23 protein-coding genes and 1 pseudogene are annotated in these 21,891 nt (G+C 40.0%); 11 read left to right on the top strand and 13 right to left on the bottom strand.

All coding sequences use genetic code 11. The features are described from left to right. Positions 1-28 precede the first annotated feature (28 nt). Complete coding sequence (locus JQC92_RS00120; protein WP_204997730.1) at positions 29-757, bottom strand: hypothetical protein; 729 nt, start codon at positions 755-757, stop codon at positions 29-31. A gap of 189 nt (positions 758-946) precedes the next feature. Between JQC92_RS00120 and JQC92_RS00115 the strand changes: the two genes are divergently transcribed. The 4 genes from JQC92_RS00115 to ung all read left to right on the top strand — a co-directional run bounded on the left by JQC92_RS00115 (position 947) and on the right by ung (position 5,525). Next, positions 947-2,446: a S10 family peptidase gene (locus tag JQC92_RS00115; RefSeq protein ID WP_204997729.1), complete on the top strand. Its 1,500-nt coding sequence runs from the start codon at positions 947-949 to the stop codon at positions 2,444-2,446. 180 nt (positions 2,447-2,626) lie between these two features. Further along, positions 2,627-4,132, top strand: a complete 1,506-nt coding sequence (locus tag JQC92_RS00110) for a S10 family peptidase (protein ID WP_204997728.1) — start codon at positions 2,627-2,629, stop codon at positions 4,130-4,132. A 101-nt stretch (positions 4,133-4,233) separates the two neighbouring features. Then, complete coding sequence (locus tag JQC92_RS00105; protein WP_204997727.1) at positions 4,234-4,854, top strand: LysE family translocator; 621 nt, start codon at positions 4,234-4,236, stop codon at positions 4,852-4,854. A 5-nt stretch (positions 4,855-4,859) separates the two neighbouring features. After that, positions 4,860-5,525, top strand: a complete 666-nt coding sequence (ung, locus tag JQC92_RS00100; protein WP_204997726.1) for a uracil-DNA glycosylase — start codon at positions 4,860-4,862, stop codon at positions 5,523-5,525. 100 nt (positions 5,526-5,625) lie between these two features. Here ung and JQC92_RS00095 read toward each other — a convergent pair whose 3' ends face one another. Together JQC92_RS00095 and ispB are read right to left on the bottom strand one after the other, a co-directional pair. Continuing rightward, positions 5,626-6,750 carry a hypothetical protein gene (locus JQC92_RS00095; protein ID WP_204997725.1) on the bottom strand — a complete coding sequence of 375 codons (1,125 nt, stop codon included), beginning with the start codon at positions 6,748-6,750 and terminating at the stop codon, positions 5,626-5,628. 727 nt (positions 6,751-7,477) lie between these two features. Further along, complete coding sequence (gene ispB, locus JQC92_RS00090; protein WP_204997724.1) at positions 7,478-8,449, bottom strand: octaprenyl diphosphate synthase; 972 nt, start codon at positions 8,447-8,449, stop codon at positions 7,478-7,480. A 267-nt stretch (positions 8,450-8,716) separates the two neighbouring features. Here ispB and rplU point away from each other — a divergent pair, with 267 nt between their 5' ends. The 7 genes from rplU to JQC92_RS00055 all read left to right on the top strand — a co-directional run bounded on the left by rplU (position 8,717) and on the right by JQC92_RS00055 (position 12,813). Then, a complete protein-coding gene (gene rplU / locus JQC92_RS00085; RefSeq protein WP_129948259.1) occupies positions 8,717-9,028 on the top strand; it encodes a 50S ribosomal protein L21 in 312 nt (103 codons plus the stop codon). A gap of 15 nt (positions 9,029-9,043) precedes the next feature. Next, the gene (rpmA, locus tag JQC92_RS00080) at positions 9,044-9,298 is read left to right on the top strand and encodes a 50S ribosomal protein L27 (RefSeq protein ID WP_129948260.1); all 255 of its coding nucleotides are present in this window, start codon (positions 9,044-9,046) and stop codon (positions 9,296-9,298) included. A gap of 129 nt (positions 9,299-9,427) precedes the next feature. Further along, positions 9,428-10,588 (top strand): Obg family GTPase CgtA, encoded by a 1,161-nt coding sequence (gene cgtA / locus JQC92_RS00075; protein ID WP_129948261.1) that lies wholly within the window; start codon positions 9,428-9,430, stop codon positions 10,586-10,588. A gap of 59 nt (positions 10,589-10,647) precedes the next feature. Next, the gene (locus JQC92_RS00070; protein WP_204997723.1) at positions 10,648-11,412 is read left to right on the top strand and encodes a threonine/serine exporter family protein; all 765 of its coding nucleotides are present in this window, start codon (positions 10,648-10,650) and stop codon (positions 11,410-11,412) included. Then, a complete protein-coding gene (locus JQC92_RS00065) occupies positions 11,412-11,879 on the top strand; it encodes a threonine/serine exporter family protein (RefSeq protein WP_204997722.1) in 468 nt (155 codons plus the stop codon). The genes JQC92_RS00070 and JQC92_RS00065 overlap by 1 nt, the downstream gene beginning before the upstream one ends. 13 nt (positions 11,880-11,892) lie before the next feature. Further along, the gene (gene folA, locus JQC92_RS00060) at positions 11,893-12,375 is read left to right on the top strand and encodes a type 3 dihydrofolate reductase (RefSeq protein WP_204997721.1); all 483 of its coding nucleotides are present in this window, start codon (positions 11,893-11,895) and stop codon (positions 12,373-12,375) included. 66 nt (positions 12,376-12,441) lie between these two features. After that, the gene (locus tag JQC92_RS00055; protein ID WP_129948265.1) at positions 12,442-12,813 is read left to right on the top strand and encodes a DUF3718 domain-containing protein; all 372 of its coding nucleotides are present in this window, start codon (positions 12,442-12,444) and stop codon (positions 12,811-12,813) included. Between the two features lie 67 nt (positions 12,814-12,880). Here JQC92_RS00055 and JQC92_RS00050 read toward each other — a convergent pair whose 3' ends face one another. The 10 genes and pseudogenes from JQC92_RS00050 to JQC92_RS00005 all read right to left on the bottom strand — a co-directional run bounded on the left by JQC92_RS00050 (position 12,881) and on the right by JQC92_RS00005 (position 21,726). Beyond that, a complete protein-coding gene (locus tag JQC92_RS00050; RefSeq protein ID WP_204997720.1) occupies positions 12,881-13,507 on the bottom strand; it encodes an SCO family protein in 627 nt (208 codons plus the stop codon). Positions 13,508-13,531: 24 nt separating this feature from the next. Then, positions 13,532-14,422 (bottom strand): heme o synthase, encoded by an 891-nt coding sequence (cyoE, locus tag JQC92_RS00045; protein WP_204997719.1) that lies wholly within the window; start codon positions 14,420-14,422, stop codon positions 13,532-13,534. Then, on the bottom strand, positions 14,419-15,408 hold the full coding sequence (locus JQC92_RS00040) for a COX15/CtaA family protein (RefSeq protein WP_204997718.1): 990 nt from the start codon (positions 15,406-15,408) through the stop codon (positions 14,419-14,421). Before JQC92_RS00040 ends, cyoE begins: the two co-directional genes overlap by 4 nt. After that, positions 15,408-15,953, bottom strand: a complete 546-nt coding sequence (locus JQC92_RS00035) for a hypothetical protein (protein WP_204997717.1) — start codon at positions 15,951-15,953, stop codon at positions 15,408-15,410. Before JQC92_RS00035 ends, JQC92_RS00040 begins: the two co-directional genes overlap by 1 nt. Beyond that, positions 15,931-16,635: an SURF1 family protein gene (locus JQC92_RS00030; protein ID WP_204997716.1), complete on the bottom strand. Its 705-nt coding sequence runs from the start codon at positions 16,633-16,635 to the stop codon at positions 15,931-15,933. The genes JQC92_RS00035 and JQC92_RS00030 overlap by 23 nt, the downstream gene beginning before the upstream one ends. Positions 16,636-16,699: 64 nt before the next feature. Then, the gene (locus JQC92_RS00025) at positions 16,700-17,572 is read right to left on the bottom strand and encodes a cytochrome c oxidase subunit 3 (RefSeq protein WP_204997715.1); all 873 of its coding nucleotides are present in this window, start codon (positions 17,570-17,572) and stop codon (positions 16,700-16,702) included. A 9-nt stretch (positions 17,573-17,581) separates the two neighbouring features. Continuing rightward, positions 17,582-18,205, bottom strand: a complete 624-nt coding sequence (locus tag JQC92_RS00020) for a cytochrome c oxidase assembly protein (protein WP_129948271.1) — start codon at positions 18,203-18,205, stop codon at positions 17,582-17,584. A gap of 1 nt (position 18,206) precedes the next feature. Beyond that, the gene (ctaD, locus tag JQC92_RS00015) at positions 18,207-19,823 is read right to left on the bottom strand and encodes a cytochrome c oxidase subunit I (RefSeq protein ID WP_204997714.1); all 1,617 of its coding nucleotides are present in this window, start codon (positions 19,821-19,823) and stop codon (positions 18,207-18,209) included. A 24-nt stretch (positions 19,824-19,847) separates the two neighbouring features. Continuing rightward, positions 19,848-20,954, bottom strand: a pseudogene (gene coxB / locus JQC92_RS00010) (cytochrome c oxidase subunit II); the annotation flags it as partial. A gap of 490 nt (positions 20,955-21,444) precedes the next feature. Beyond that, positions 21,445-21,726, bottom strand: a complete 282-nt coding sequence (locus JQC92_RS00005) for a hypothetical protein (protein WP_204997712.1) — start codon at positions 21,724-21,726, stop codon at positions 21,445-21,447. Positions 21,727-21,891 lie beyond the last annotated feature (165 nt).

Genomic DNA, 21,891 nt, shown 5'->3' with positions numbered 1-21,891 from the left:
ATTGTTATATGAGGCACTATGGCAGAGTTCAGCGATACTCCGACCAGTTAGGGTTAATAACTTCAAAGCAATCACAATTTAATCTCTCTAAACATGCTTCAATTAAATGACCATCTTGAAAGAGGAGTGTTTTAGATTTCAGCTTCGTCCAATTAATTTTGTATAAATCAGTTTTTACGACTTCAACATCATTAGCTGAACACTCTAATAGTGATAAATTTTCTACCGAAGAACTTTTAATATGGAGTGAACCGAATGATTGTTTTTCGGCTTGTGAATTTTTAACGTTAGCCTGTTCAATACGGATATCAGATAAGTCTATCTCTGAAAAATTAAGATTAGTCAAAGTCCGAGCTAACTTTATTCTTTCATCAGGGTTGAAATGCTCTAAAACTTGTTGAGCAAGCATTGATGTTTGGGGCTCTGTACTGATCTGTTCGAGAAAAACAGTTTCACATAATGGCGTATCATAAATTTTATAAGAGACAGAGTCTGAAGCTGCATCGACAGCAAATACACACTGTGTAGTCGAATCAGAGTGTGTGGCACGTTGAATGCTCAAAAATGCTTCTAATTTAAATTTTAGTGCAACACCTTCCTCAGTTGTTTTCATAACGCTCGCTAAAGAGCTCCATTCTTTATTCGCAAGAATACAAGTGACTTTCGTTCTTTCGCCCGAAGATGCATGTTTTTCACACATCTCAGATTTCATATCTAATCGATGAATACAGTGACCATCATGAATAAGCTGAAGCATTAATTATTTGATTACAAAAAGGTTTGTAAGAGATACTCAATATCCTACTTTTTTAACTTTGCGAATAAAAGAAGATGAACAAAATATAATTTTTATATAAAAATATGTTTATTCAGTTACATATTTTTTCAATTCTCATTTTGCAATTCTTTATCGCCAAACGTAGGCTACTTGCAAAAGGAGAATACAATGAACAACAGAACTTCGATAGCTATAGCTCTCTCGTTTGGGTTAGCTTTAATTTCCAGCCCAATCAGCCTGGCTGCAGACAAGCCAGCAAAGCCTATTGCTCAACCAAAAGTATTTAAAAGCACTTCGTCAGTTCGAATTAATGGCGATAAAGTTTCTTACAAAACCATTGCAGGCGGCACCCTTTTAAAAAATGATAAACAAGAAGCTGTCGCAAATATGTTTTCAACCACATATTTACGTACAGATGTAAAAAAATCAGCAAAAAGACCGGTAACGTTTGTATTTAATGGTGGCCCGGGTTCAGCATCAATTTGGCTACATCTTGGTATCTACGGCCCAAAACGAGTTGAAGTACCTGCTGGTGCAAAAGACGATGGGGCTGCACCATATAAATTAGTAAAAAATGAATACTCACTATTAGACGTAACAGATTTAGTCTTTATTGATCCTATCGGTACCGGCGTTAGCCATGTAGTAGGCAAAGGTGAAAACAAAGACTTTTGGGGCGTTAAGCAAGACGCAAAATCCATAGCTCAATTTATTCAACAGTGGCTGACAAAGCACAATCGTTGGAACTCTCCTAAATATCTTGCGGGTGAAAGCTATGGTACAACTCGTGCAGCAGCAGTAACTCAAGAACTTCAAGGTGGTTGGACGGATGTATCACTCAATGGCGTGATGTTGATTTCGTCCATTCTTGACTTCACTCACGCTCGATATCAGCCAGGAAACAACCAGCCTTATCTAGGTTTTTTACCAACCATGGCAGCGACAGCCTTCTATCACGGTAAAGTATCAGCAGAAGATAAAGCACTTGGTCTTGAAGCTTTCATTGAGCAATCTCGTCAATTTGCACTTAACGACTATGCAACCGCACTCGTTAAAGGTAATCGATTGTCCGCAGACGAAAAGCAAAGAGTGCTCAATGAGCTTGCTCGCTTTACAGGTCTAAAAGAATCCTATCTAAATGCTTTGAACCTAAGAGTTAATGCTTTCCGTTATGAAAAAGAGCTGTTAAGAGATCAACATAAAACCGTTGGCCGCTTAGACAGCCGTTTTATCGGCAACGATTACGATTCTGGTGGAGAGCGTTTTGATGCAGACCCCTCAGGCTACGGTATCGATGGCGCTTATACTGCAGCGATTAATCACTACTTAGCAAACGATTTGAACGTTAAATTAGAGCGTCCTTTTACCGTGCTTTCAAGTGATGTTTTCCGAAAGTGGGATTGGAAAATCGGCAGAAGCATGAGCTTTGTCAATGTTGCACCTTACCTTGGTAAGGCTCAACGTGAGAACAGCCAGTTTAAGATTTTTGTCGCCAACGGTTACTATGACTTTGCGACTCCATTTTTTGCGACTGAAAACACAATCGCTGACAATGGCATCGACCCAAGTCGTGTTGAGATGAAATACTATCAAGCTGGCCATATGATGTACATTGAGCCATCAGAGTTAAAACAGCTGTCTGAAGACTTACGCTCTTTCTACAAGTAGCATAAGCTATGTTTCAGGGCTTTTATACCCATGATATCTGAAGATGCATATTTCAGGTATCATGGGTATAGCTTAAAGCTCCGAAAAACGCCTTTCATTACAATTTCAGTTATATTAATTTCTTATTTCTACTTTGAGTTTTCTGAGCTTAGGATTTAGTCTGAGTGTGAGGAGAACTTTATGATTACACGTAAATTAACTGCATTAGTTTCACTGTTTATTTTGGTTGTTTCACCCGTTTCTTTCGCACATGACAAACCTGAGGTTAAGGCGCCGATTGCGAGCCCAGTTATGGTAACAACTGAACACTCGGCAAAAATACATGGTAAAAAGATCGAGTACAAAGCCATAGCAGGTGGCACTATTTTAAAAAACGACAAGTTAGAACCTGTCGCGAATCTATTTTCCACAACCTACCTTCGAACCAATATTAAAAACAAGTCAGACCGTCCAGTAACCTTTATCTTTAATGGTGGGCCCGGCTCAGCCTCTTTATGGCTGCATATGGGATTATTTGGCCCTAAACGAGTAGTAATCCCGGCAAATGGAATAAATGCGGGTGCAGCGCCCTATAAAATCGTTAATAATCAATATTCCTTATTAGATATTAGTGATTTGGTGTTTATCGATCCTGTTGGTACGGGGGTCAGCCATGTCGTCGGTAAAGGAAAAAATGAAAACTATTGGGGGTTAGAACAAGATGCAAAATCTGTTGCGAAATTTATTAAGCAATGGCTGACAAAGAATAATCGTTGGAACTCACCAAAATATTTAGCAGGTGAAAGCTATGGAACCACCCGAGCAGCGGCCGTCACCCAAGAGCTCCAAGGTGGTTGGCAAGGTGTCGCACTCAATGGTGTAACCTTGCTGTCTACCGTATTAGATTTCAACCAATTACGGTACCAACCAGGAAACAATCGCCCCTATATAAGTTATTTACCGTCAATGGCTGCAGCGGCTTTCTACCACGACAAAGTTTCACCGCAAGATAAAGCTTTAGGTTTAGCCAGCTTTGTAGAACAAGCACGTCAGTTTGCTTTAAACGATTATGCATCGGCTTTATTACAAGGCAGCCGCTTAAAGGCTAATCTTAGACGGAACATCATCACTCAATTAGCTCGTTTTACAGGTCTAAAAGAAAACTACATTGATGCTGTGAATTTACGTATCAGTGCAGATCGTTATGAAAAAGAACTTTTAAGAGACCAACGTAAAACCATTGGTCGATTTGATAGTCGCTTTTTGGGGAAAGACTACGACGCTGGTGGTGAGTATTTTGATAATGACCCATCTGCATACGGACTCGTTGGTGCCTTTACAGCAGCATACAATAATTATCTAGCAAACGATTTGAACGTAAAACTGAAACGTCCTTTTGTGGTGATTTCTGAAAAAGTCAACCAGCAATGGCAATGGAAAAATGCAACAAACCCCAATCAAAATGTGAATGTTGCCCCCTACATTGGAAAGGCACAACGTGAAAATAGCCAATTTAAATTGTTTATCGGTAATGGTTACTTTGACTTTGCAACGCCCTTTTTAGGCACCGAAAATACCATTGCTGACAATGGTATTGATATGAAGCGTGTCGAGATGAAATATTACAAAGCTGGCCATATGATGTACATCAATCAGCCTTCCCTAATTCAACTCACAAAAGATTTAAGAGCTTTCTATCTGAAGTAGGGTTACAAGTTAATGGCTTAAAAGACTTTCATTTGCTTTATAGTAAATGAAAGTCTACTTGCTATAATCACCATCTCTAAAATTATTTGGTAACCCTATTTATGTCATTTACTGTTTGGCTCGGGCTTTTAGCCATTTGTTTTTTAGGAGTAATGTCTCCTGGCCCTTCTCTTACAATGGTGATTCGCCACACTGTTGGTGGTAGTCGATTGCATGGTATTGTTTGCGCCTGGGCTCATTCAATCGGTATCGGCTTTTATGCTCTGCTTACTTTATTTGGTTTAGCCATTGCTCTTAAACATTCTCCACTGGTTTTTAACAGCATAGCGATTATTGGTGCTTTGTATTTAGCATGGATGGGCATAAAGGCCATTCAATCCAAAGGAGGGATGGAACAAAAGCTCGCTGGCGGTAAGAAAAGCAGCTTAAGGCAAGCTGCGCGAGACGGTTTAGCGATTTCTTTATTTAATCCGAAAATATTATTATTTTTTCTTGCACTGTTTAGCCAATTTGTCCGTGATGCGAATGGTCATTTTGGACAAGCTTTGATTGTACTCACGCCATTGGTTACTGACGGCCTGTGGTACACAATCATCGCCGTTGTTTTATCCCATTCAACTGTACTGCCTAAGCTGCAAGCTAAAGCTTCCTTGATAGATAAGATGTCAGGCATTGTACTACTCCTTCTAGCTGCTCGCGTTATTTTCACTTTGGAGTTTTAAGATTAATGCTCAATAATTCTTGGAAACCATTTTTTCAACAACAAACTCAACAGGCTTATTATCAAACCTTGCAGACGTTTTTAGAGCAAGAAACACAAGCGGGAAAAGTCATCTTTCCCCCGCAAGAAGACATTTTCAGCGCATTTAATTTAACAACTTTAGAAGAGGTAAAAGTCGTCATTTTTGGACAAGATCCTTACCATGGCCCTAACCAAGCACATGGTTTGTGTTTTTCGGTAAATAAAGGTGTAAAAACTCCGCCTTCACTGGTGAACATATACAAAGAGTTGACAACTGACATTGCGGGATTTGACACACCTGTGCATGGTGATTTACGTTCTTGGGCAAAACAAGGTGTAATGATGCTCAATACCGTGTTAACGGTTGAACAAGCTAAGGCTCATTCTCATGCTAACAAAGGTTGGGAAATATTTACTGACAAAGCATTAGAAGAGCTTAACAAGCAACAGCATCAAATTGTATTTTTACTTTGGGGTAGTCATGCTATCAAAAAAGCGGCAAAGATCACCAATCCTATTCATAAGATTTTGCAAGGTCCACACCCTTCACCTTTATCAGCTTATCGTGGATTCTTTGGTTGCCGTCATTTTTCGCAAGCTAACCAATTGCTCATTGATGCAGGGCAAACTCCGATCAATTGGCAAGTTTAACTCCTACAAAACAGAGCGAGTTACTCTTTAACTCGCTGATTTCAATCGTAGAGCAAACACTGTACACCATTTAAACTTCACTGAATTCAAAACCTAATTTCTAAGCCCAATCAAATTTGTGAGTCAGCATAAGGTGATTATGCTTTTCAGAAGCCGACATTACATCATAAGCTTCTTGCTCAGATATCTCAGAATTCTCCATCTCATCACCCTGAAAAGATTTTACAGCCATATAAGGCCTTGCAGAATGAACTTGGACGCCTTCGAAAGAAACATCACGATTTTTACAAATTTCTTCAACTTTCTCTAAATAATATGTCTCATTATCACAAAAAACAATACGTTCTGGGCTATTGTTATTGAGGGTATTAAGACGAAAGCCAAAAATGATACCATTAAGCGAAGAATTCTTATTTCTACGAGGAGAAGGTATTTCCCCTTCCACTTCATCAGGTGCATACACTTCTTCAAAATCTGATCGATTTAAACCACATTTCGCTAGCTTATCATCAATTTTACCTTCCTTCCCTTCTCGAGAATTTGTTACAAGAAAAACTTGTCCATTAGGTCTATTGCGTTTGAATGTTTTTAAAGCAAGTTTAATTCCACTATCAAGGCTCTCTAAGTTGTCATTTTTAAGGCTATCATCAGCAGATGAACGCTCTAAACTTAATGTGTTATCTAGATCGAGCACTAGTAAAGTCCTCTCGTCTGATTCGTCTTTAAATCTTTCGTTGATATACACAGAAGGCCTTATAACAGCGTTAAAACCATCTCCTGATTTAACCCGTAAATCTGAACCAGCCTCTCTAAAATTTAAGAAATCACTGGCCGCATGGGCAGTTGTATCGGAATTTATTCGTGCTAAGGTAGTGGCATAATTAGCAAATAAGTCATTGGCAGCTTGTACTTTTTCACTGACTTCAACTCTAGTTGCAGTAGGATCATAATAAGTCCTACCAATACATCTATTAAAAAATGCTTTCCAATTGTTGCGTTGAACTGTTGCAGTAAAATGACCATTAGAATCTCTGGTGAGTTTTACTCGGAACTTTTTAGTTTCACCGTTAGGACTTGTTTGAATTTTGAACTTAGTCCAGCTTCCACTCTGCGACGCTTTCTTCGCTAATTGCTCTAGTGTTGTAAAATTAGTACCGTGTGTTCTAGAAATAATTTCTGGATTAAAATGACTGTTAGAGTGTGATTGTAAAGTGATCGTAGTCATAGAAATCTCCTTAATTTAGTTACTATCTAGAGGCCGTTTTCAATTAACTATTTCAATTAACTATTTCAATTAATTGTTGTAGATTTTTTGTTTATTTAAGGCGACGAATGTGAGGTGCAGTTGTTACCGGCATACAAAACTGTCGTTACTACATTTCTACATGAGCATTCGGCAACACAGAAGAAACGAAAAATATACACAGCCCTTGGGGTTACGCCTAAAATTGGCAAACTCATTGTTACTCATCTTTCATTGTTCGACATAGAAAACTGCCGTTACTGCGTTTAACCCACTAAACTTCATTCTTCGTGCTTCGATTTTGCCAATTTTAGGCAGTAACAAATCCAACTCCATGAATGAAAAATTGAAGCAAAACACCTCGTCATACCAACTTGCTTTAGGCTAACATCCAGCCTAAGCTGGTGTGACTTTCATTTAATGCTCTATCAGAGAGTTAATTAAAAAAAAATTTATGCGTCTGGGTAATAGGTGTTCGAAAACAAAAAAGTTTACTTTAGAGGTTATTTCTCATTATATCACTTTTAGGCAATCGCTAGATGTAGTAAGGCTTAAAAGTTGATTAAGAGTTTTTTATAAAATTGAAGGAATAGAAGTGATTTAATCAAAATAAGGAACGTAGATCACTTTTGAATAGAAATTTATTAAGGTATGCAAATAAGAAAAATTGATGTCAACAAGCAAAGCTTGCTGACATCATTAATAGAATTTACTTTTTACGATTTGCTGAAATCTTAGCTAAACCCAATAACGCTTCTTTATATTCACTCTCTGGTAATACCGATAAAGCTTGTATCGCTTTTTCAGCTTCTTCTTCTGCACGTTTTTGGGTGTAATCCAGCGCATCTGTTCTCTTAAGTGCAGCTAGAATTTGATCGATCACTTCCGTTCCGTCCGCATTTTCGATCACACCTTTAATTAACGCTTTTTCTTCATCGTTACCATGAGCTAGTGCGTAAATAAGTGGCAATGTTGGCTTACCTTCGGCTAAATCATCACCGATATTTTTACCAAGTTCTTCTGCATCAGCCGTATAATCCAGTAGATCGTCTGCGATCTGAAACGCAGTTCCTAAATACTTTCCATACTCACCAAGTGCTAATTCGATCGATTCATCCACGTCAGCTAAAACACCACCAAGCTGAGTTGCCGCTTCAAATAAACGCGCCGTTTTACAGTAAATGACACGCATATAGTTGTCTTCACTTGTATCAGGCTCGTTCAAATTCATCAGCTGCATCACTTCGCCTTCTGCAAGTACGTTTGTGGTATCTGCTAGAATTCTAAGAACTTTTAGACTGTTCAGCTCTGTCATCATTTGGAATGAACGAGTATAAAGGAAGTCACCCACTAATACTGACGCACTATTACCAAACATCGCATTTGCCGTTTGGCGGCCACGGCGCATTGTTGATTTATCGACGACGTCATCGTGCAATAAAGAAGCGGTGTGAATGAACTCAACGATCGCAGCGAGCTTTAAGTGATCGCTACCTTTATAGTCTACCGATTTAGCCGCAAGAACGGATAAAAGCGGTCTTAGCCTTTTACCGCCACTGTTGACAATATAAAACCCAAGTTGATTTATTAAAGCGACATCTGATTCTAATTGTTTATAAATCAGCTGATTAACATTTTGCATATCAGTATCAGTTAAAGCGCGAATGGCGTTCAAATCCATAGTAGACTCTGGTTATTTGAGATAATCTTATGATTACCTCGAGTTAAAACATAAATTAACAAGATTTTACCTAAAAATAGCCAAGTTAACAGCATTTGCCATGTATTCATTTCAACTCATCAGATGTTTTGTATTCTTTGCTATTTAGTACTTGCCAGTATCTCATTCTTAGCGTAAAATCCGCGCCCATTGTCATTAAAAATTTTTGTAGCACTCGCACGCAAAATATATGCTGTGATGTGTTAAAGATCTCGGAGTAAAATAGCTATGTACGCTGTTTTTCAAAGTGGCGGAAAGCAACACAGAGTTGCTAAAGGTCACGTTGTACGTTTAGAAAAATTAGAAGTTGCTACTGGCGAAACAATCGAATTTGATAAAGTTCTTTTAGTTGCTGATGGTGAAAATGTAACAGTTGGCGCACCTTTAATCGAAGGCGGCAAAGTAGTTGCAGAAGTAGTTAACCATGGTCGTGGTGAGAAAGTACGCATTGTTAAGTTCAAGCGTCGTAAGCACCATGAAAAGCAGATGGGCCACCGCCAGTGGTTCACTGAAGTTAAAATCACTGAAATCAACGCTTAATAAGGAGTCTGACTCATGGCACATAAAAAAGCTGGTGGTTCTACCCGTAACGGTCGCGATTCAGAAAGCAAACGCCTAGGTGTTAAGCGTTTCGGTGGCGAATCTGTTTTAGCTGGTAACATTATCGTTCGTCAACGTGGTACTAAGTTCCACGCTGGTGTTAATGTTGGTATCGGTCGTGATCACACTTTATTTGCTTTATCTGACGGTAAAGTTAAATTTGAAGTTAAAGGTCCTAAAAACCGTAAATTTATTAGCATCGAAGCTTAATACGCTCGAAAGCTTATAATAAATTTAAGCCCTGCCATTGGCGGGGCTTTTGTTTTTCTGACGAAAGAGAATGTATAATCGCTGAACTAACTGTTAAGTTGGTGATGATTTAGCGATTCAGGAGTTAATATGAAATTTGTCGATGAAGCAATCATCAGGGTCGAAGCCGGTGATGGTGGCAGTGGTTGTGTCAGCTTCAGACGTGAAAAGTATGTCCCTGACGGCGGCCCAGATGGTGGCGACGGTGGTGACGGTGGTAGCGTTTATCTTTTAGCAGATGAAAACCTTAACACATTGATTGATTTTCGTTTTGAGCGTTTTCATCGCGCAGAACGAGGTAACAATGGTAAAGGTCGTGACTGTACTGGCGCCGGTGGTGAAGACTTAATACTGAAAGTACCCGTCGGTACTCGTGCGACAGATGAAGATACAGGCGAAGGCTTAGGTGATCTTACCCATCACGGACAAAAACTTCTGGTTGCAAAAGGCGGTTTCCACGGCTTAGGTAATACTCGCTTTAAGAGCAGTACTAACCGTGCTCCACGTCAGAAAACATTAGGCACCGCTGGCGAAGTTCGCAACTTACAGTTAGAACTTATGCTGCTAGCTGATGTTGGTTTATTAGGTTTGCCTAACGCAGGTAAATCAACCTTCATTCGCTCCGTTTCTCGTGCAACACCAAAAGTCGCTGATTATCCATTTACGACATTGGTTCCAAATTTGGGTGTGGTAAATCCGCGCGCAGGCCAAAGCTTTGTAATTGCAGATATCCCAGGCTTAATTGAAGGTGCAGCAGATGGTGCAGGACTTGGTATTCGTTTCTTAAAGCATTTAGAACGTTGCCGAGTATTACTTCACGTCATTGATATTGCGCCAATCGATCAAAGTGACCCCGTTGAAGCTGCAACATCAATATTAGCGGAACTCGATAAGTATTCTCCAAAGCTAGCGTCTAAGCCACGCTGGTTGGTCATCAACAAAACTGATTTAATGTTAGAAGAGGAACTGGACGAACAAATTCAGCGTCTCACCGATGCATTAGATTGGGATGATAAAGTTTATAAAATCTCCGCTTATAATCGTGAGGGCACATCTGAACTTGCACTTGAGCTTTTGGATTTCATTCAAAGCTTACCTGCAGAGGAAGAAGCACCAGATCCTGATGCTGAAGTTGAATTTAAGTGGGATAACTACCACAGTAATACCACCGCTGACGATCTTGATGACGACCTCGATGACGAAGATTGGGATGAAGATGAATACGACGTAGAAGTTTTCTACGAACGTTAATCACCATTATTTAATTAGGAGAGCTATTCAGCTCTCTTTTTGTTTCAAGAGCAGTAACCTTGGAAAACCAAACTCATATTACCCGCCTAACAGCACGTGTAGCACAGCTGCTTCTAGCTTATGGCGCAGAGTCAGAACTTGTTGAAGAAATAAGTCAGAGACTCGGTATCGCACTTGGATTGAGCAGTGTCGAGCTCTCCATTTCATCAAATTCACTCGTACTAACCAGTATTGCAGACGATAACTGCATTACCACCACACGTCGTATGCGTGCTCATGGACTGAATATGACCATTGTGTATGAGCTACAAAAGATCTGTATTAAGGCCGAAAGAGGCATTTATGGATTAGCACACGTCGAGAAGCATTTGAACAAGCTTAAAGTGAGATCGTATCCAGCTAAAGTTTTGATCCCAACGATCGGTTTATCTTGTGCTTGCTTTTGTCATCTGTTTGGTGGTGATTTAGGTGCGACGATTATGACGTTCTTAGCGTCTTCAGCTGGAATGGCTTTAAGAGTGTTCTTGTCGAAAAAGCACTTTAACTTATTGGTTAATTTCCACTTCACAGCGTTGCTCATCACTGTTATCGCACAACTTGCCAACCTTGAGGGGATCAGTCATACCCCCGAGCTTGCAGCCGCTGCGAGTGTTTTACTTTTAGTTCCGGGTTTTCCGCTTATCAATGCTATGTCAGATATGATTAAAGGCCATATGAATGTTGGGATTGCCCGCTGGGGCCAAGCGACTATATTAACCGTCTCTTCGGTAATAGGCATCACTATTGGTATTCAAATCGGTCAGTTCATTGTTGGAGTCGTCTAATGGACGTATTCGTAAACTTACTGGATGACGCTTTTTTCTCAGCCATTCCAGCCATAGGTTTTGCAATGGTTTTTAATGTACCAAGACGCTTTTTAATCCATTGTGCTCTCACAGGTGCTTTTGCTCATGCACTTCGTACATTTTTACTGCATCAAGGCTTGGCGATCGAATGGTCAACCTTTGCTGCTGCAGCTTTTATTGGTTTTACAGCCATAGTCTTCGCAAAAAGGCATTTTGCCCCACCTCTTATGCTGGCCGTAGCGGCCAGTATTCCTATGTTACCGGGTGTTTTTGCTTTTAATACCGTAACAGCACTGATACAACTCACGGCGCAATCACAAGTTAGCCATGAGCTGACAGATGCTGTTATTACTAATGGTCTGAAAACTGTTTTCATCGTTGCCGCTTTAGCTGGCGGGCTAGCTATGCCACAATTACTCTTTTTCCGTACTCGACCAATAATCTAATAACAGGGAAATTATGAAGATCTCAATGATTGCCGCTATGACAGTAAATCGTGTGATTGGCAAGGATAACCAAATGCCATGGCACTTACCCGAAGACTTAAAGCATTTTAAGGCATCAACGATGGGTAAGCCGATTGTAATGGGTCGTAAAACATTTGAGTCTATTGGTCGACCGCTTCCTGGTCGTCATAATATTGTAATTACTCGTCAATCTGATTTTTCAGTAGAAGGTATTACTGCTGTATCGAGCTTTGAAGAAGCTAAATCAGCAGCTGGTAATGTAGAAGAAATCGCTGTCATTGGTGGTGGTCAACTTTATAAGCAGTTGCTGCCAATTGCAGACAAACTTTACCTGACATTAATCAATATTGATGTTGATGGTGACACTTATTTCCCTGATTGGGACGATGGTTCATGGCAACAAGAATGTTGCGAAAATGGCACAAGTTCTGATGGAATTGAATATAGCTTTATCAATTATGTAAAAAAATGTTAAATTAACGCTGTTTTTCTGTCGCTATATTATAAAAATATCTTATAAAACCATCGGAAGGAGCATCAGATGCGAAGCCTTATTATCGCAGGAACAGTTCTGATTGCCACATCAATTGTGGTCCCTACAAAAGTCCAAGCTAATGAACAACTTTTTATCAGTGTTTGTGGCTATGTTAAAGCAAACGATAAAAGTAAATTACGTAAGAAGTTAAAAGAGGGCCGCGTGACTCTTCGTAACATCTACACAGATCTAAAATGCAACGGTGAAAACTTACTGCAAACGGCCTACGGTAGTAGCGCAAATGAAGTCGGTCAATTTATCGTTAAACGCGTGTCATCAAAAGCACTTAAAGCAAGTGACATTTATGGCTGGGCAAATGGTAATGGCCATGGTTCAAGCCCAATTACTGCAGCATTAAAGTCAAAATTAAAGCTATAACGAAATTCCAACAATGCCGCTGACTCAAGCGGCATTGTTTATCTCGCACCCCGTCATTCAAGCTGAATCAGCTGTACCGACTCATTAACTGCTCCACATCAGCTACCATTTCTTTATTTTTAATTTGTGGTACTTTTCCTGGTGCTATCTGAGGTTTTACAATGGCAATTTTTTCACCTTGTGGCGAGACTAACGTCATCGTAGCACTATGAGTAATTTGATAGTTTTTCCCTTCGCCAATTAACGAATAAGCCATCCCTAAATTTCGAGTTAAAGGCAACAATTGCTTTTGCTCTCCAGTGACAGCAATAAACTTTTTATTGAAGAACGAAGTATATTGCTTGAGCTTATCGGGTGTATCTCGGTTCGGATCCACAGAAATAAACACAACTTGAAAGGGGTTATCTTTAATTAACTTAGGATAAGCCGCAGCCAGTTTAGTCATTGCTGTTGGGCAAATATCTGGACAAGATGTGTACCCAACAAAAAACAGTGTCCACTTTCCTTTTAGGTTTGAGTTATCAAATTTATGACCGTACTGATCTGTCAGCTTAAAAGGAATGACAGGTGTCTTATTAGGATATTCGGCAGTAGTCAACAAATGCAAAGGTCGATGTTGATAGTAATATGACGCATAACCACCAAAACTTGCAAAGATAACAAAAGCAAATGCAATTAATAATGACTTTTTCACAGCAGAGTACCTCCTAACTTAGACTTAAATATAGTGATCCACCAGCAATAACACGAATAACAGCATCAAGTGATAAATTGAAAAAGTGAACACTTTCATAGCTCTCTCTTTAGTCGGTGAATACTTTAATAGCCATGCTTGATAGAAAAATAGAGCACTAAGAATAGAGGCGCCTATTAGATAGATATCACCTGACATACCAACCGCCACAGGCATTAAGCAAGCTAGCCCTAAAAGCACGGTATACAACAGAATATATGTTTTAGTGAAGGCATCACCGTGCGTTACAGGTAAAACTGGAATATCGGCTTTAGCGTATTCTTCCTTCTTAGCAATCGAAAGCGCCCAGAAATGCGGTGGCGTCCATAGAAAAATAATCATCACAAGAAGGAAAGCGTTGTTATCTAAATGGTTAGTAACAGCCGTCCAGCCCAATAACGGCGGCATAGCACCAGCAAGGCCACCGATCACAATATTTTGTGACGTCGCTCGTTTAAGGTACATGGTATAAATCACGGCATAACCAATTAAACTAAAGAAGGTTAACCAAGCAGTTAATGTATTGACCCATTCAAATAAGATGACAAAGCCCAATATACCAATGGCAAAGGCAAAGATAGTGGCTTTTACTGCTGAAATTCTGTGATTTGGCAAAGGACGTCCACGGGTCCGTCCCATAACAGCATCGGTTTTTCTATCAATGACATGGTTAAACGTTGCTGCTGATGCAGACATCAACGCAATACCAGTCAAGCCAAGGACTAATGCTTGTACTGGCAGTGCTCCCTCTACCGATAAACACATACCTACCACCACGGTAAGTAACATTAGTGCGACAACCTTAGGCTTGGTCATTTCAAGGTAATCACGCCAAGCAAAAGAAACTGGAGGGGTTAAGGTAATCTCTTTACTCACGATGCACTCCTAAGCTTAAAGTTAATACACACCATAGTTAATAGTAATAATACGGCTCCGCCGTTATGAGCAACGGCAACCGGAAGTGGTAATTGAAATAATATATTGCTCATACCCAGTGATACTTGCAGTAATAAGAACAGGGTTAATACCACTGCCATCACCCTGCTATTTAAGATATCTAACTGCCACAGTCGATAAGCTAAAGTCAGTAGCATTATGCTAGTAACCATTGCCCATATGCGGTGACACACGTGAATCGTCGTGCGAGCACTTGCACTGAGTACTCCAAACTCATAGGTTTGATGTTGTCCTTGAAAAGGATTAAATGCTTGAGCGAATTGTAAATGTTGAAACCAGTTCCCTTGGCAAATCGGTAATGATGTACAAGAGAGTGCGGCATAGTTTGTTGACGTCCAGCCACCAAGAATAATCTGAATGATCAATGCAACTAAAGCTAATAATGCATGTACTTGTATACTTGAGCCGATTTTCCCTGCGAAGCCATTATTCGGTGATGTTTTTTGCCATTGAACGAGATAAATCAATAGCAATAATGCAATGACGGCATAACCACCCAGAAGATGAGACATCACCACTATTGGCATCAGCTTCATCGTCACCGTCCACATCCCTAATGCGGCTTGAAATACTACTATTACAGTAAGTAGCAGGGCTAATTTTTTAGAGGCTGCTTTACTCGCCCAAAGATAAATTAAAATAGCAAGTATCAAGGTGCCCAAAGTGCCTGCGAGATAGCGATGGATCATCTCTAACCACGCTTTCGCAGGTTTAACAATTTGACCATTAAACTTTGCTTCAGCTTGTTTAATCACGCTCGGCTGACTTGGTACAGTGACTTGTCCATAACAACCAGGCCAATCTGGGCAACCCAACCCCGCATTCGATAGCCGAGTATAGGCGCCCATCAAGATCACAACAAAAGCAAGCAATATGGCAGCTCTTATAAACCAAGCAAACCGCATTATCCAACCCTCGATAGTTTCAACATTTTGTGTAAATCATTGAGTAACGCACGCCCCTGCATCACTTGCTCATTCTTGCTTGGCATCAAATCATAACGGGTAACGAGTTTCCCTAGCGGATCGACCACTATCATCTGTTGCCTATCCATCTGTTTAACTATCATTTTGCTGGCAACAGCTTGTGTAAACTTGTACTGACTCATAGCCAAAGCATCTGTACCTTGCTGATGTAAAACGACCGGCGTTACTCGATTTTTGTCTTTGCCCAGCGCCAAGTAACTCTGGTTGAGAACAAAGAGTTGCTGCTGACACTTTTGCGTGCATTCATCTGGCATCATATATATAACTTGCCAATGATGAGGCGCAGGATTTTTCATCTTAAGACTTTGGTAAGTCATCGAGTCGGGCAGTAACTGCCCTTTGTTGGTTACTCCAGTTTGATACCAATGCATAGCCAAAAACAGTTTTGCTAAAACAACAGGTGCGATAAATACCAAAGCCAAAACTAACAACACTCGGGAATTATTTTTTCTTGCTAATTCCAACTTTGCGTCTCCTAATTACTGTAAATAAACCAATTACGACCAGCACTGTTGCCATTGCAAACCACTGAGCCGCATAACCAAAATTCTTAGTTGATGACATCGTTATTGGCCGCCAAGGTTTTAACAATTGCCTGCCATCCGCCGAATAAATAACTCGTTGCGGCTGTAATGCAAAATCAAAAACTTGATGCCCAAGCAATTGACTGAGTTGCTGATAATTTAAATTTTGAATACGTAAAGGATTACCCTTTTCAGGCAATAACTTGTGGCTAAACGGGTTTTTTGAAGTATGGTAAACACGCCCCAAGAAAACCTCTTGCTTATTTATTTTTTGAATCTTTGGTAATCGATTTCGATCAGCGTACGCCGTGATAAAGCCTAACTCGACAAGCAACCATGGTTGTTTTGGTGATACCTGCATCAGCTGATAGACCAAGTAACCTACTTTTCCTTTAACACTCTGATTATCTAGAAAAATCAAAGGGGTTTGCGTGATATTTAGTTGTACTTTTGTTTTACTTCCAGTGAGTGTTTTTGGGTCTTTATTTTGTATGAGTTGATTAAAACCAACGGTTTGTTGCTGACGAGTGTAATAAGCTTGTTCAAGCTGTTGTCGCTCATGGCCTCTCGATAATTGCCAAAAACCTAACCTTACTAATATGCAAAATAGGCCAATGAACAATACATAGCCTATAAACGATTTAACGCATCCCTGCCAATGATTCCGTTTTACAATTGCACTAACGTCAGAGCACATATACAAAAACAAACAAACATAACCAGACGACGTCCACAAAGTGCCAATACCAACTTCCGGCTTGAAAAGCAAAATGCTGTTCAGGAGTGAAGTGTCCTTTTAATACTCGACAAAACAACACGATGAGGAAAATAGTTCCGAGCGTGACATGCAATCCATGGAAGCCTGTCAACATAAAGAAAGTATTGCCATAAACGCCAGATTGAAGCGTGAGCCCTATTTCGGTGTAAGCATGGATATACTCTTTCGCCTGAAAGAATAAAAAGCTCATACCTAATAAAATGGTGCAGCCTAAACAAATAGCCAATACCTTTCGCTTTTTTTGCTCCAAACTGACATGTGCAAAATGTAATGTAATGGAAGAGGTCAACAGAATAATGGTATTAACCAGAGGAACACCTAACCAAGGCATCGCTTTCGTTGTTGTTCCTTTTGGTGTCGTAGTTAGTGGCCATTGAGCATGAAATGTTGGCCATAATACTTGATGTGTCATGCTGCCATCGGCCCCACCAAGCCAAGGAACAGAGAACATTCTCACGAAGAATAGAGCACCAAAAAACACACCGAAAAACATGACTTCAGAGAAAATAAACCAACTCATTCCCTGACGAAAAGAAACATCCATTTGCTCAGAGTATAAGCCACTCATGGACTCATGAATCACATGCCTGAACCAGCCTGTGAGCATAAATAGAATGGTAAAAATACCTGCAACCAATAAGTAGATACCGTTATTGGGAGTATGCTTATCCAAACCAATAACAAAATGTCCTGCGCCAAATGCAATTAAAAATAAACCCATTGCACCAATAATCGGCCAATGGCTTTGTTCAGGAACATAATACTTTGCATGTGCACTCATCAAATACTCCTAGCTTTTATATTCTGATTCTGGAACTTTATGACTGCCTTGATGTGACTTAATAAAATTTGGGTCTGCATATTCAGGGCTATTCTTTAACACCTCTTTTGTAACGTCGTACAAGGTGTAAGATAATGTAATGGTGTGAATGTCTTTTGGTAATGCAGGATCAATAAAGAAGACGACGGGTAAGTCTTCTTTTGTGTGCCCTTGCAATGGTTGTTGAGTAAAACAAAAACACTCCGTTTTATGGAAGTACAACGAGCCTTGTCCAGGCGATATCGAAGGAATTGCTTGAGAAATAATTAACTTGTCTGAATTGTTTTTAGCGTAAAACTTCGCATGCTCAAGCTCGCCAGGATGTACCGTTAACGTTTTAGTTACTGCGGTAAAATCATAGGGAACACCGGGACTTACTTGAGCCATAAACTCAACGTTGATGTTTCTGCTTTTATCAACAACCAGTTCTTTCTCGTATTTCTCAGGTAAGTTAGAACTGTGGCCGTTGATACCAAGTTGTTTGCACATCACGTTATAAAGAGGCACCAAAGCAAAGCCAAACCCAAACATACCAATCGCACCAAAGATCAAATAAATCATCAGTTTTTTGTTGGGGCTCATCTTTGAGGTCATATTATTCGACCTCTGGTGGCGTTGTGAATGAGTGATATGGTGCTGGGCTTGGTAATGTCCATTCTAAACCCTCTGCTCCATCCCAAGGTTTAGCGGGTGCTTTTTCTCCGCCTCTTATGCACTTGATCACAAGCGCTAGGAACAGTAACTGAGATAAACCAAAGGCAAAGCCACCTATGGAAACAACCTTATTTAAATTCGCAAACTGCAATGCATAATCAGGGATACGTCTTGGCATTCCCGCTAACCCTAAGAAGTGCATCGGGAAGAACAAAACGTTTACCGATATCACGGAGCACCAGAAATGCCATTTTGCTAAGGTGAAGCTGTACATATTTCCGGTCCACTTTGGTAACCAATAATATGCAGCTGCCATGATCGAGAACACCGCCCCTGTTACCAACACATAGTGGAAGTGAGCAACCACAAAATACGTGTTGTGATATTGAAAATCAGCAGGGGTAATCGCTAACATCAATCCAGAGAAACCACCAATAGTAAACAAAATAACAAACGCAATGGCGAACAACATGGGTGGCTCAAAAGAAAGTGAGCCACGCCACATGGTCGCTACCCAGTTAAAGACTTTAACCCCGGTCGGTATTGCAATGATCATGGTGCAATACATAAAGAAAAGTTCAGAAAACAATGGCATACCTGTGGTAAACATATGATGCCCCCACACAATGAACGATAAGACCGCAATGCTACTTGTCGCATAAACCATTGAAGAATAGCCAAACAATTTTTTACGGCTGAATGCCGGAATGATCGATGAAATCACCCCAAAAGCCGGTAAAATCATAATGTAAACTTCGGGATGCCCAAAGAACCAGAAAATATGCTGGAACATCACCGGATCGCCACCACCAGCAGCATCAAAGAAACTCGTACCGAAGAACTTATCGGTAAGTACCATGGTCACAACGCCGGCTAAAACAGGCATCACCGCAATCAATAAGAACGCTGTAATCAACCATGTCCAAACGAACAACGGTAACTTCATCCAGCTCATACCCGGAGCACGTAAGTTGAATATGGTTACAATGACGTTCATTGCCCCCATGATTGAACTTATCCCCATAATATGAATAGAAAACACAAATAAAGCAGTACTGTCACCGCTGTATTTGGTGGAAAGCGGTGCATAGAAAGTCCAACCAAAGTTCGGACCACCACCCGGCATAAAAATGGTACTCAGCAGAATGGCAAATGCGAAAGGCAGAATCCAGAAACTCCAGTTATTCATCCTCGGCAATGCCATATCCGGCGCACCAATCATCATTGGAATGAGCCAGTTCGCCAATCCAGTAAAGGCTGGCATTACAGCGCCAAACACCATGATTAGCCCATGAATCGTCGTCATTTCATTGAAGAGATTAGGTTCTAAAATCACCTTACCAGGTTCAAATAGTTCTACCCTGATCAGCATAGCCATTGTGCCGCCAATCAAGAACATGATGAAACTGAACCATAGATATAGCGTACCGATGTCTTTATGGTTAGTCGTCAAAAACCAACGCATGATGCCTTTTTTAGGTTGATGCGAATGATGCTCATCATGCTCATGCGATGAAGAGTTAATGGTTTCATTTATTTGTGGATTAAGTGTCGTCATAGCAGCCCCTTACTTCTGTACTTTATGGATATCAGCCGCTTGTACGGCATCACCCATATTGTTACCCCATGAATTCCGTTCATAGGTAATTGCTGCAGCAATCTGCTCGTCCGTTAGTTGCTTACCAAAGGCTTGCATTGCAGTACCTGGGCGACCAAATTTCACGGTATGGATATGGTTATGTACAGGGCCTGTAGCGGTCTTACTGCCTTTCAGAGCAGGAAATACACCTGGTAGGCCCATTCCATTTGGCTGATGACATACTGCGCAATGCGCGGTATAAACATCCGCCCCTTCTTTCATCAGCTGCGCTTTAGTAAGCGTTTTAGACAATGATGCCTTTGCTGCTTGTGCCGCCTGAGATTCAGCCGTCTTCTGAGCCTTAAGCCATTCATCGAACTTCTCCCCTGATACTGCTTTAACGACAATAGGCATAAATCCATGCCCTTTTCCGCACAATTGTGCGCATTGACCACGATAGGTTCCTTCTTTATCAATTCTGGTCCATGCTTCATTAATGAAGCCTGGGTTAGCATCTTTTTGAATAGCAAACGCAGGCACCCACCATGAGTGGATAACATCTTCTGAAGTCACGAGAAATCGAATTTTTCGGTTTGTAGGTAAAACCAAAGGCTTATCTACCTCAAGTAAGTAATGCTTACCTTTGGGCTTTTTGTTATTTATCTGATCTTGAGGCGTTTTAAGAATACTGTAAAAGCCGACACCTTTATTAAAGTAGTCATAGTGCCACTTCCATTGAGAACCTGTAATTTTCACCGTTAAATCAGCATTACTGGTGTCATCCATCGTTACCAAGGTTTTAGTGGCAGGTATCGCCATTAAGACTAAGATAAAAAATGGAATAATTGTCCAGGCTAACTCAACTTTCGTACTTTCATGAAAGTTTGCCGCTTTATGACCTTTTGACTTTCGATGATTTAGCATTGCATAAATCATCACACCAAATACACCTACGCCAATTGCACAACATATGTAAAAAATGGTCATATGAAGCTTATAAATGTCATGGCTAACGCCTGTGACACCTGTCGTCATATTCAGTTGTGTAGTTTCAGCAAATATGGAAGATGAGAAAAAAATAGCTAACAACGAGTACCACTTTTTATTCACTCAAAACTCCTTCATTTGTCGGTACAAATAAGGTTATTACCTAATCTATATTCAAATTAGATATACAAATTTAAAGTCCATTGGAAAACTAAAGTGAGGGTCCGGAATACTTTAGAAGCATGTGAAAGAAGTGAAAATGTTAGTGTTTGAGACTTTAAGCATCCTAAAACCCCAAAAACTAACATTCTGCGATCGAGCTCACACTGCTCGCGCAGAAGACTACTGGAAGTTGATTATTATTTCCTCAAAAAATTGCAAAGATGAACAAGGATTAATTTTGTTTTTAAAAATGTAATAAAAAAGATAAAAAAGTTGCATAACATCTTATTTTTATTAGACTTATATTCCTATTCGCTATAAGGAATGATGAGAAGTTTTATCCGTGGTACTTTGCTGTAAAAAGCCTTCTTTCTAAAATAAAGCCCATAATGCCTGAAGCGAATAGAAATACCCCTAGGAGTTCAAGCCAAATGTTCGTCAATCTAGGCACTTATCTTCTTCCATCAAGCCAAAAATAACGATTACCATTCTTTTCAGCTTTTAAAAAAGATTCACCTTTAAAATTAATCGTCTCGACTCCCTTAGGGTCATATATTGTGTTCATCTCAATGCTTTTGTTCTCTCTTTCTTCTGGACGAGTAATGTGTCTCCAATACTTGAAAACATTGTCAGGCTCACCAGGTAAGTTTACGCCCATAGACTGATAAATATATAAATCTTCATTGAAGAACTTCTTGGTATATCCAGCATAAAAACTACTGATACCAAGCACAATTAATAAGGGCTCTTCGTCGTTTAGTGTGGATTTAATGGGTTTGTTTTTGAGATAATAAATCTAGTTTTTGTAGTCAATAATTTAAGAAGTAAATACATGGATGGTAATCAAGTTCTAATGCTTGGCCTTGGTATAGAAGCGCCTTGGAAGTTAGTTAACCAA

This window comes from Parashewanella hymeniacidonis (assembly GCF_016900895.1).
In the GTDB taxonomy this organism is placed as follows: domain Bacteria; phylum Pseudomonadota; class Gammaproteobacteria; order Enterobacterales; family Shewanellaceae; genus Parashewanella; species Parashewanella hymeniacidonis.
The sequence above is the reverse complement of the archived record's forward strand: the minus strand, read 5'-3'. Positions and strand labels throughout refer to the sequence as shown.

Bases quoted from the DNA above. Each gene is read 5' to 3' on its own strand.
- JQC92_RS00040 (WP_204997718.1), bottom strand. From the start codon at position 15,408: ATGCGGTTTGCTTGGTTTATAAGAGCTGCCATATTGCTTGCTTTTGTT.
- JQC92_RS00095 (WP_204997725.1), bottom strand. From the start codon at position 6,750: ATGACTACGATCACTTTACAATCACACTCTAACAGTCATTTTAATCCA.
- JQC92_RS00105 (WP_204997727.1), top strand. From the start codon at position 4,234: ATGTCATTTACTGTTTGGCTCGGGCTTTTAGCCATTTGTTTTTTAGGA.
- ung (WP_204997726.1), top strand. From the start codon at position 4,860: ATGCTCAATAATTCTTGGAAACCATTTTTTCAACAACAAACTCAACAG.
- rplU (WP_129948259.1), top strand. From the start codon at position 8,717: ATGTACGCTGTTTTTCAAAGTGGCGGAAAGCAACACAGAGTTGCTAAA.
- cgtA (WP_129948261.1), top strand. From the start codon at position 9,428: ATGAAATTTGTCGATGAAGCAATCATCAGGGTCGAAGCCGGTGATGGT.
- ctaD (WP_204997714.1), bottom strand. From the start codon at position 19,823: ATGACGACACTTAATCCACAAATAAATGAAACCATTAACTCTTCATCG.
- rpmA (WP_129948260.1), top strand. From the start codon at position 9,044: ATGGCACATAAAAAAGCTGGTGGTTCTACCCGTAACGGTCGCGATTCA.
- JQC92_RS00025 (WP_204997715.1), bottom strand. From the start codon at position 17,572: ATGAGTGCACATGCAAAGTATTATGTTCCTGAACAAAGCCATTGGCCG.
- JQC92_RS00120 (WP_204997730.1), bottom strand. From the start codon at position 757: ATGCTTCAGCTTATTCATGATGGTCACTGTATTCATCGATTAGATATG.
- JQC92_RS00110 (WP_204997728.1), top strand. From the start codon at position 2,627: ATGATTACACGTAAATTAACTGCATTAGTTTCACTGTTTATTTTGGTT.
- JQC92_RS00020 (WP_129948271.1), bottom strand. From the start codon at position 18,205: ATGACCTCAAAGATGAGCCCCAACAAAAAACTGATGATTTATTTGATC.
- JQC92_RS00115 (WP_204997729.1), top strand. From the start codon at position 947: ATGAACAACAGAACTTCGATAGCTATAGCTCTCTCGTTTGGGTTAGCT.
- ispB (WP_204997724.1), bottom strand. From the start codon at position 8,449: ATGGATTTGAACGCCATTCGCGCTTTAACTGATACTGATATGCAAAAT.
- folA (WP_204997721.1), top strand. From the start codon at position 11,893: ATGAAGATCTCAATGATTGCCGCTATGACAGTAAATCGTGTGATTGGC.
- JQC92_RS00065 (WP_204997722.1), top strand. From the start codon at position 11,412: ATGGACGTATTCGTAAACTTACTGGATGACGCTTTTTTCTCAGCCATT.
- JQC92_RS00055 (WP_129948265.1), top strand. From the start codon at position 12,442: ATGCGAAGCCTTATTATCGCAGGAACAGTTCTGATTGCCACATCAATT.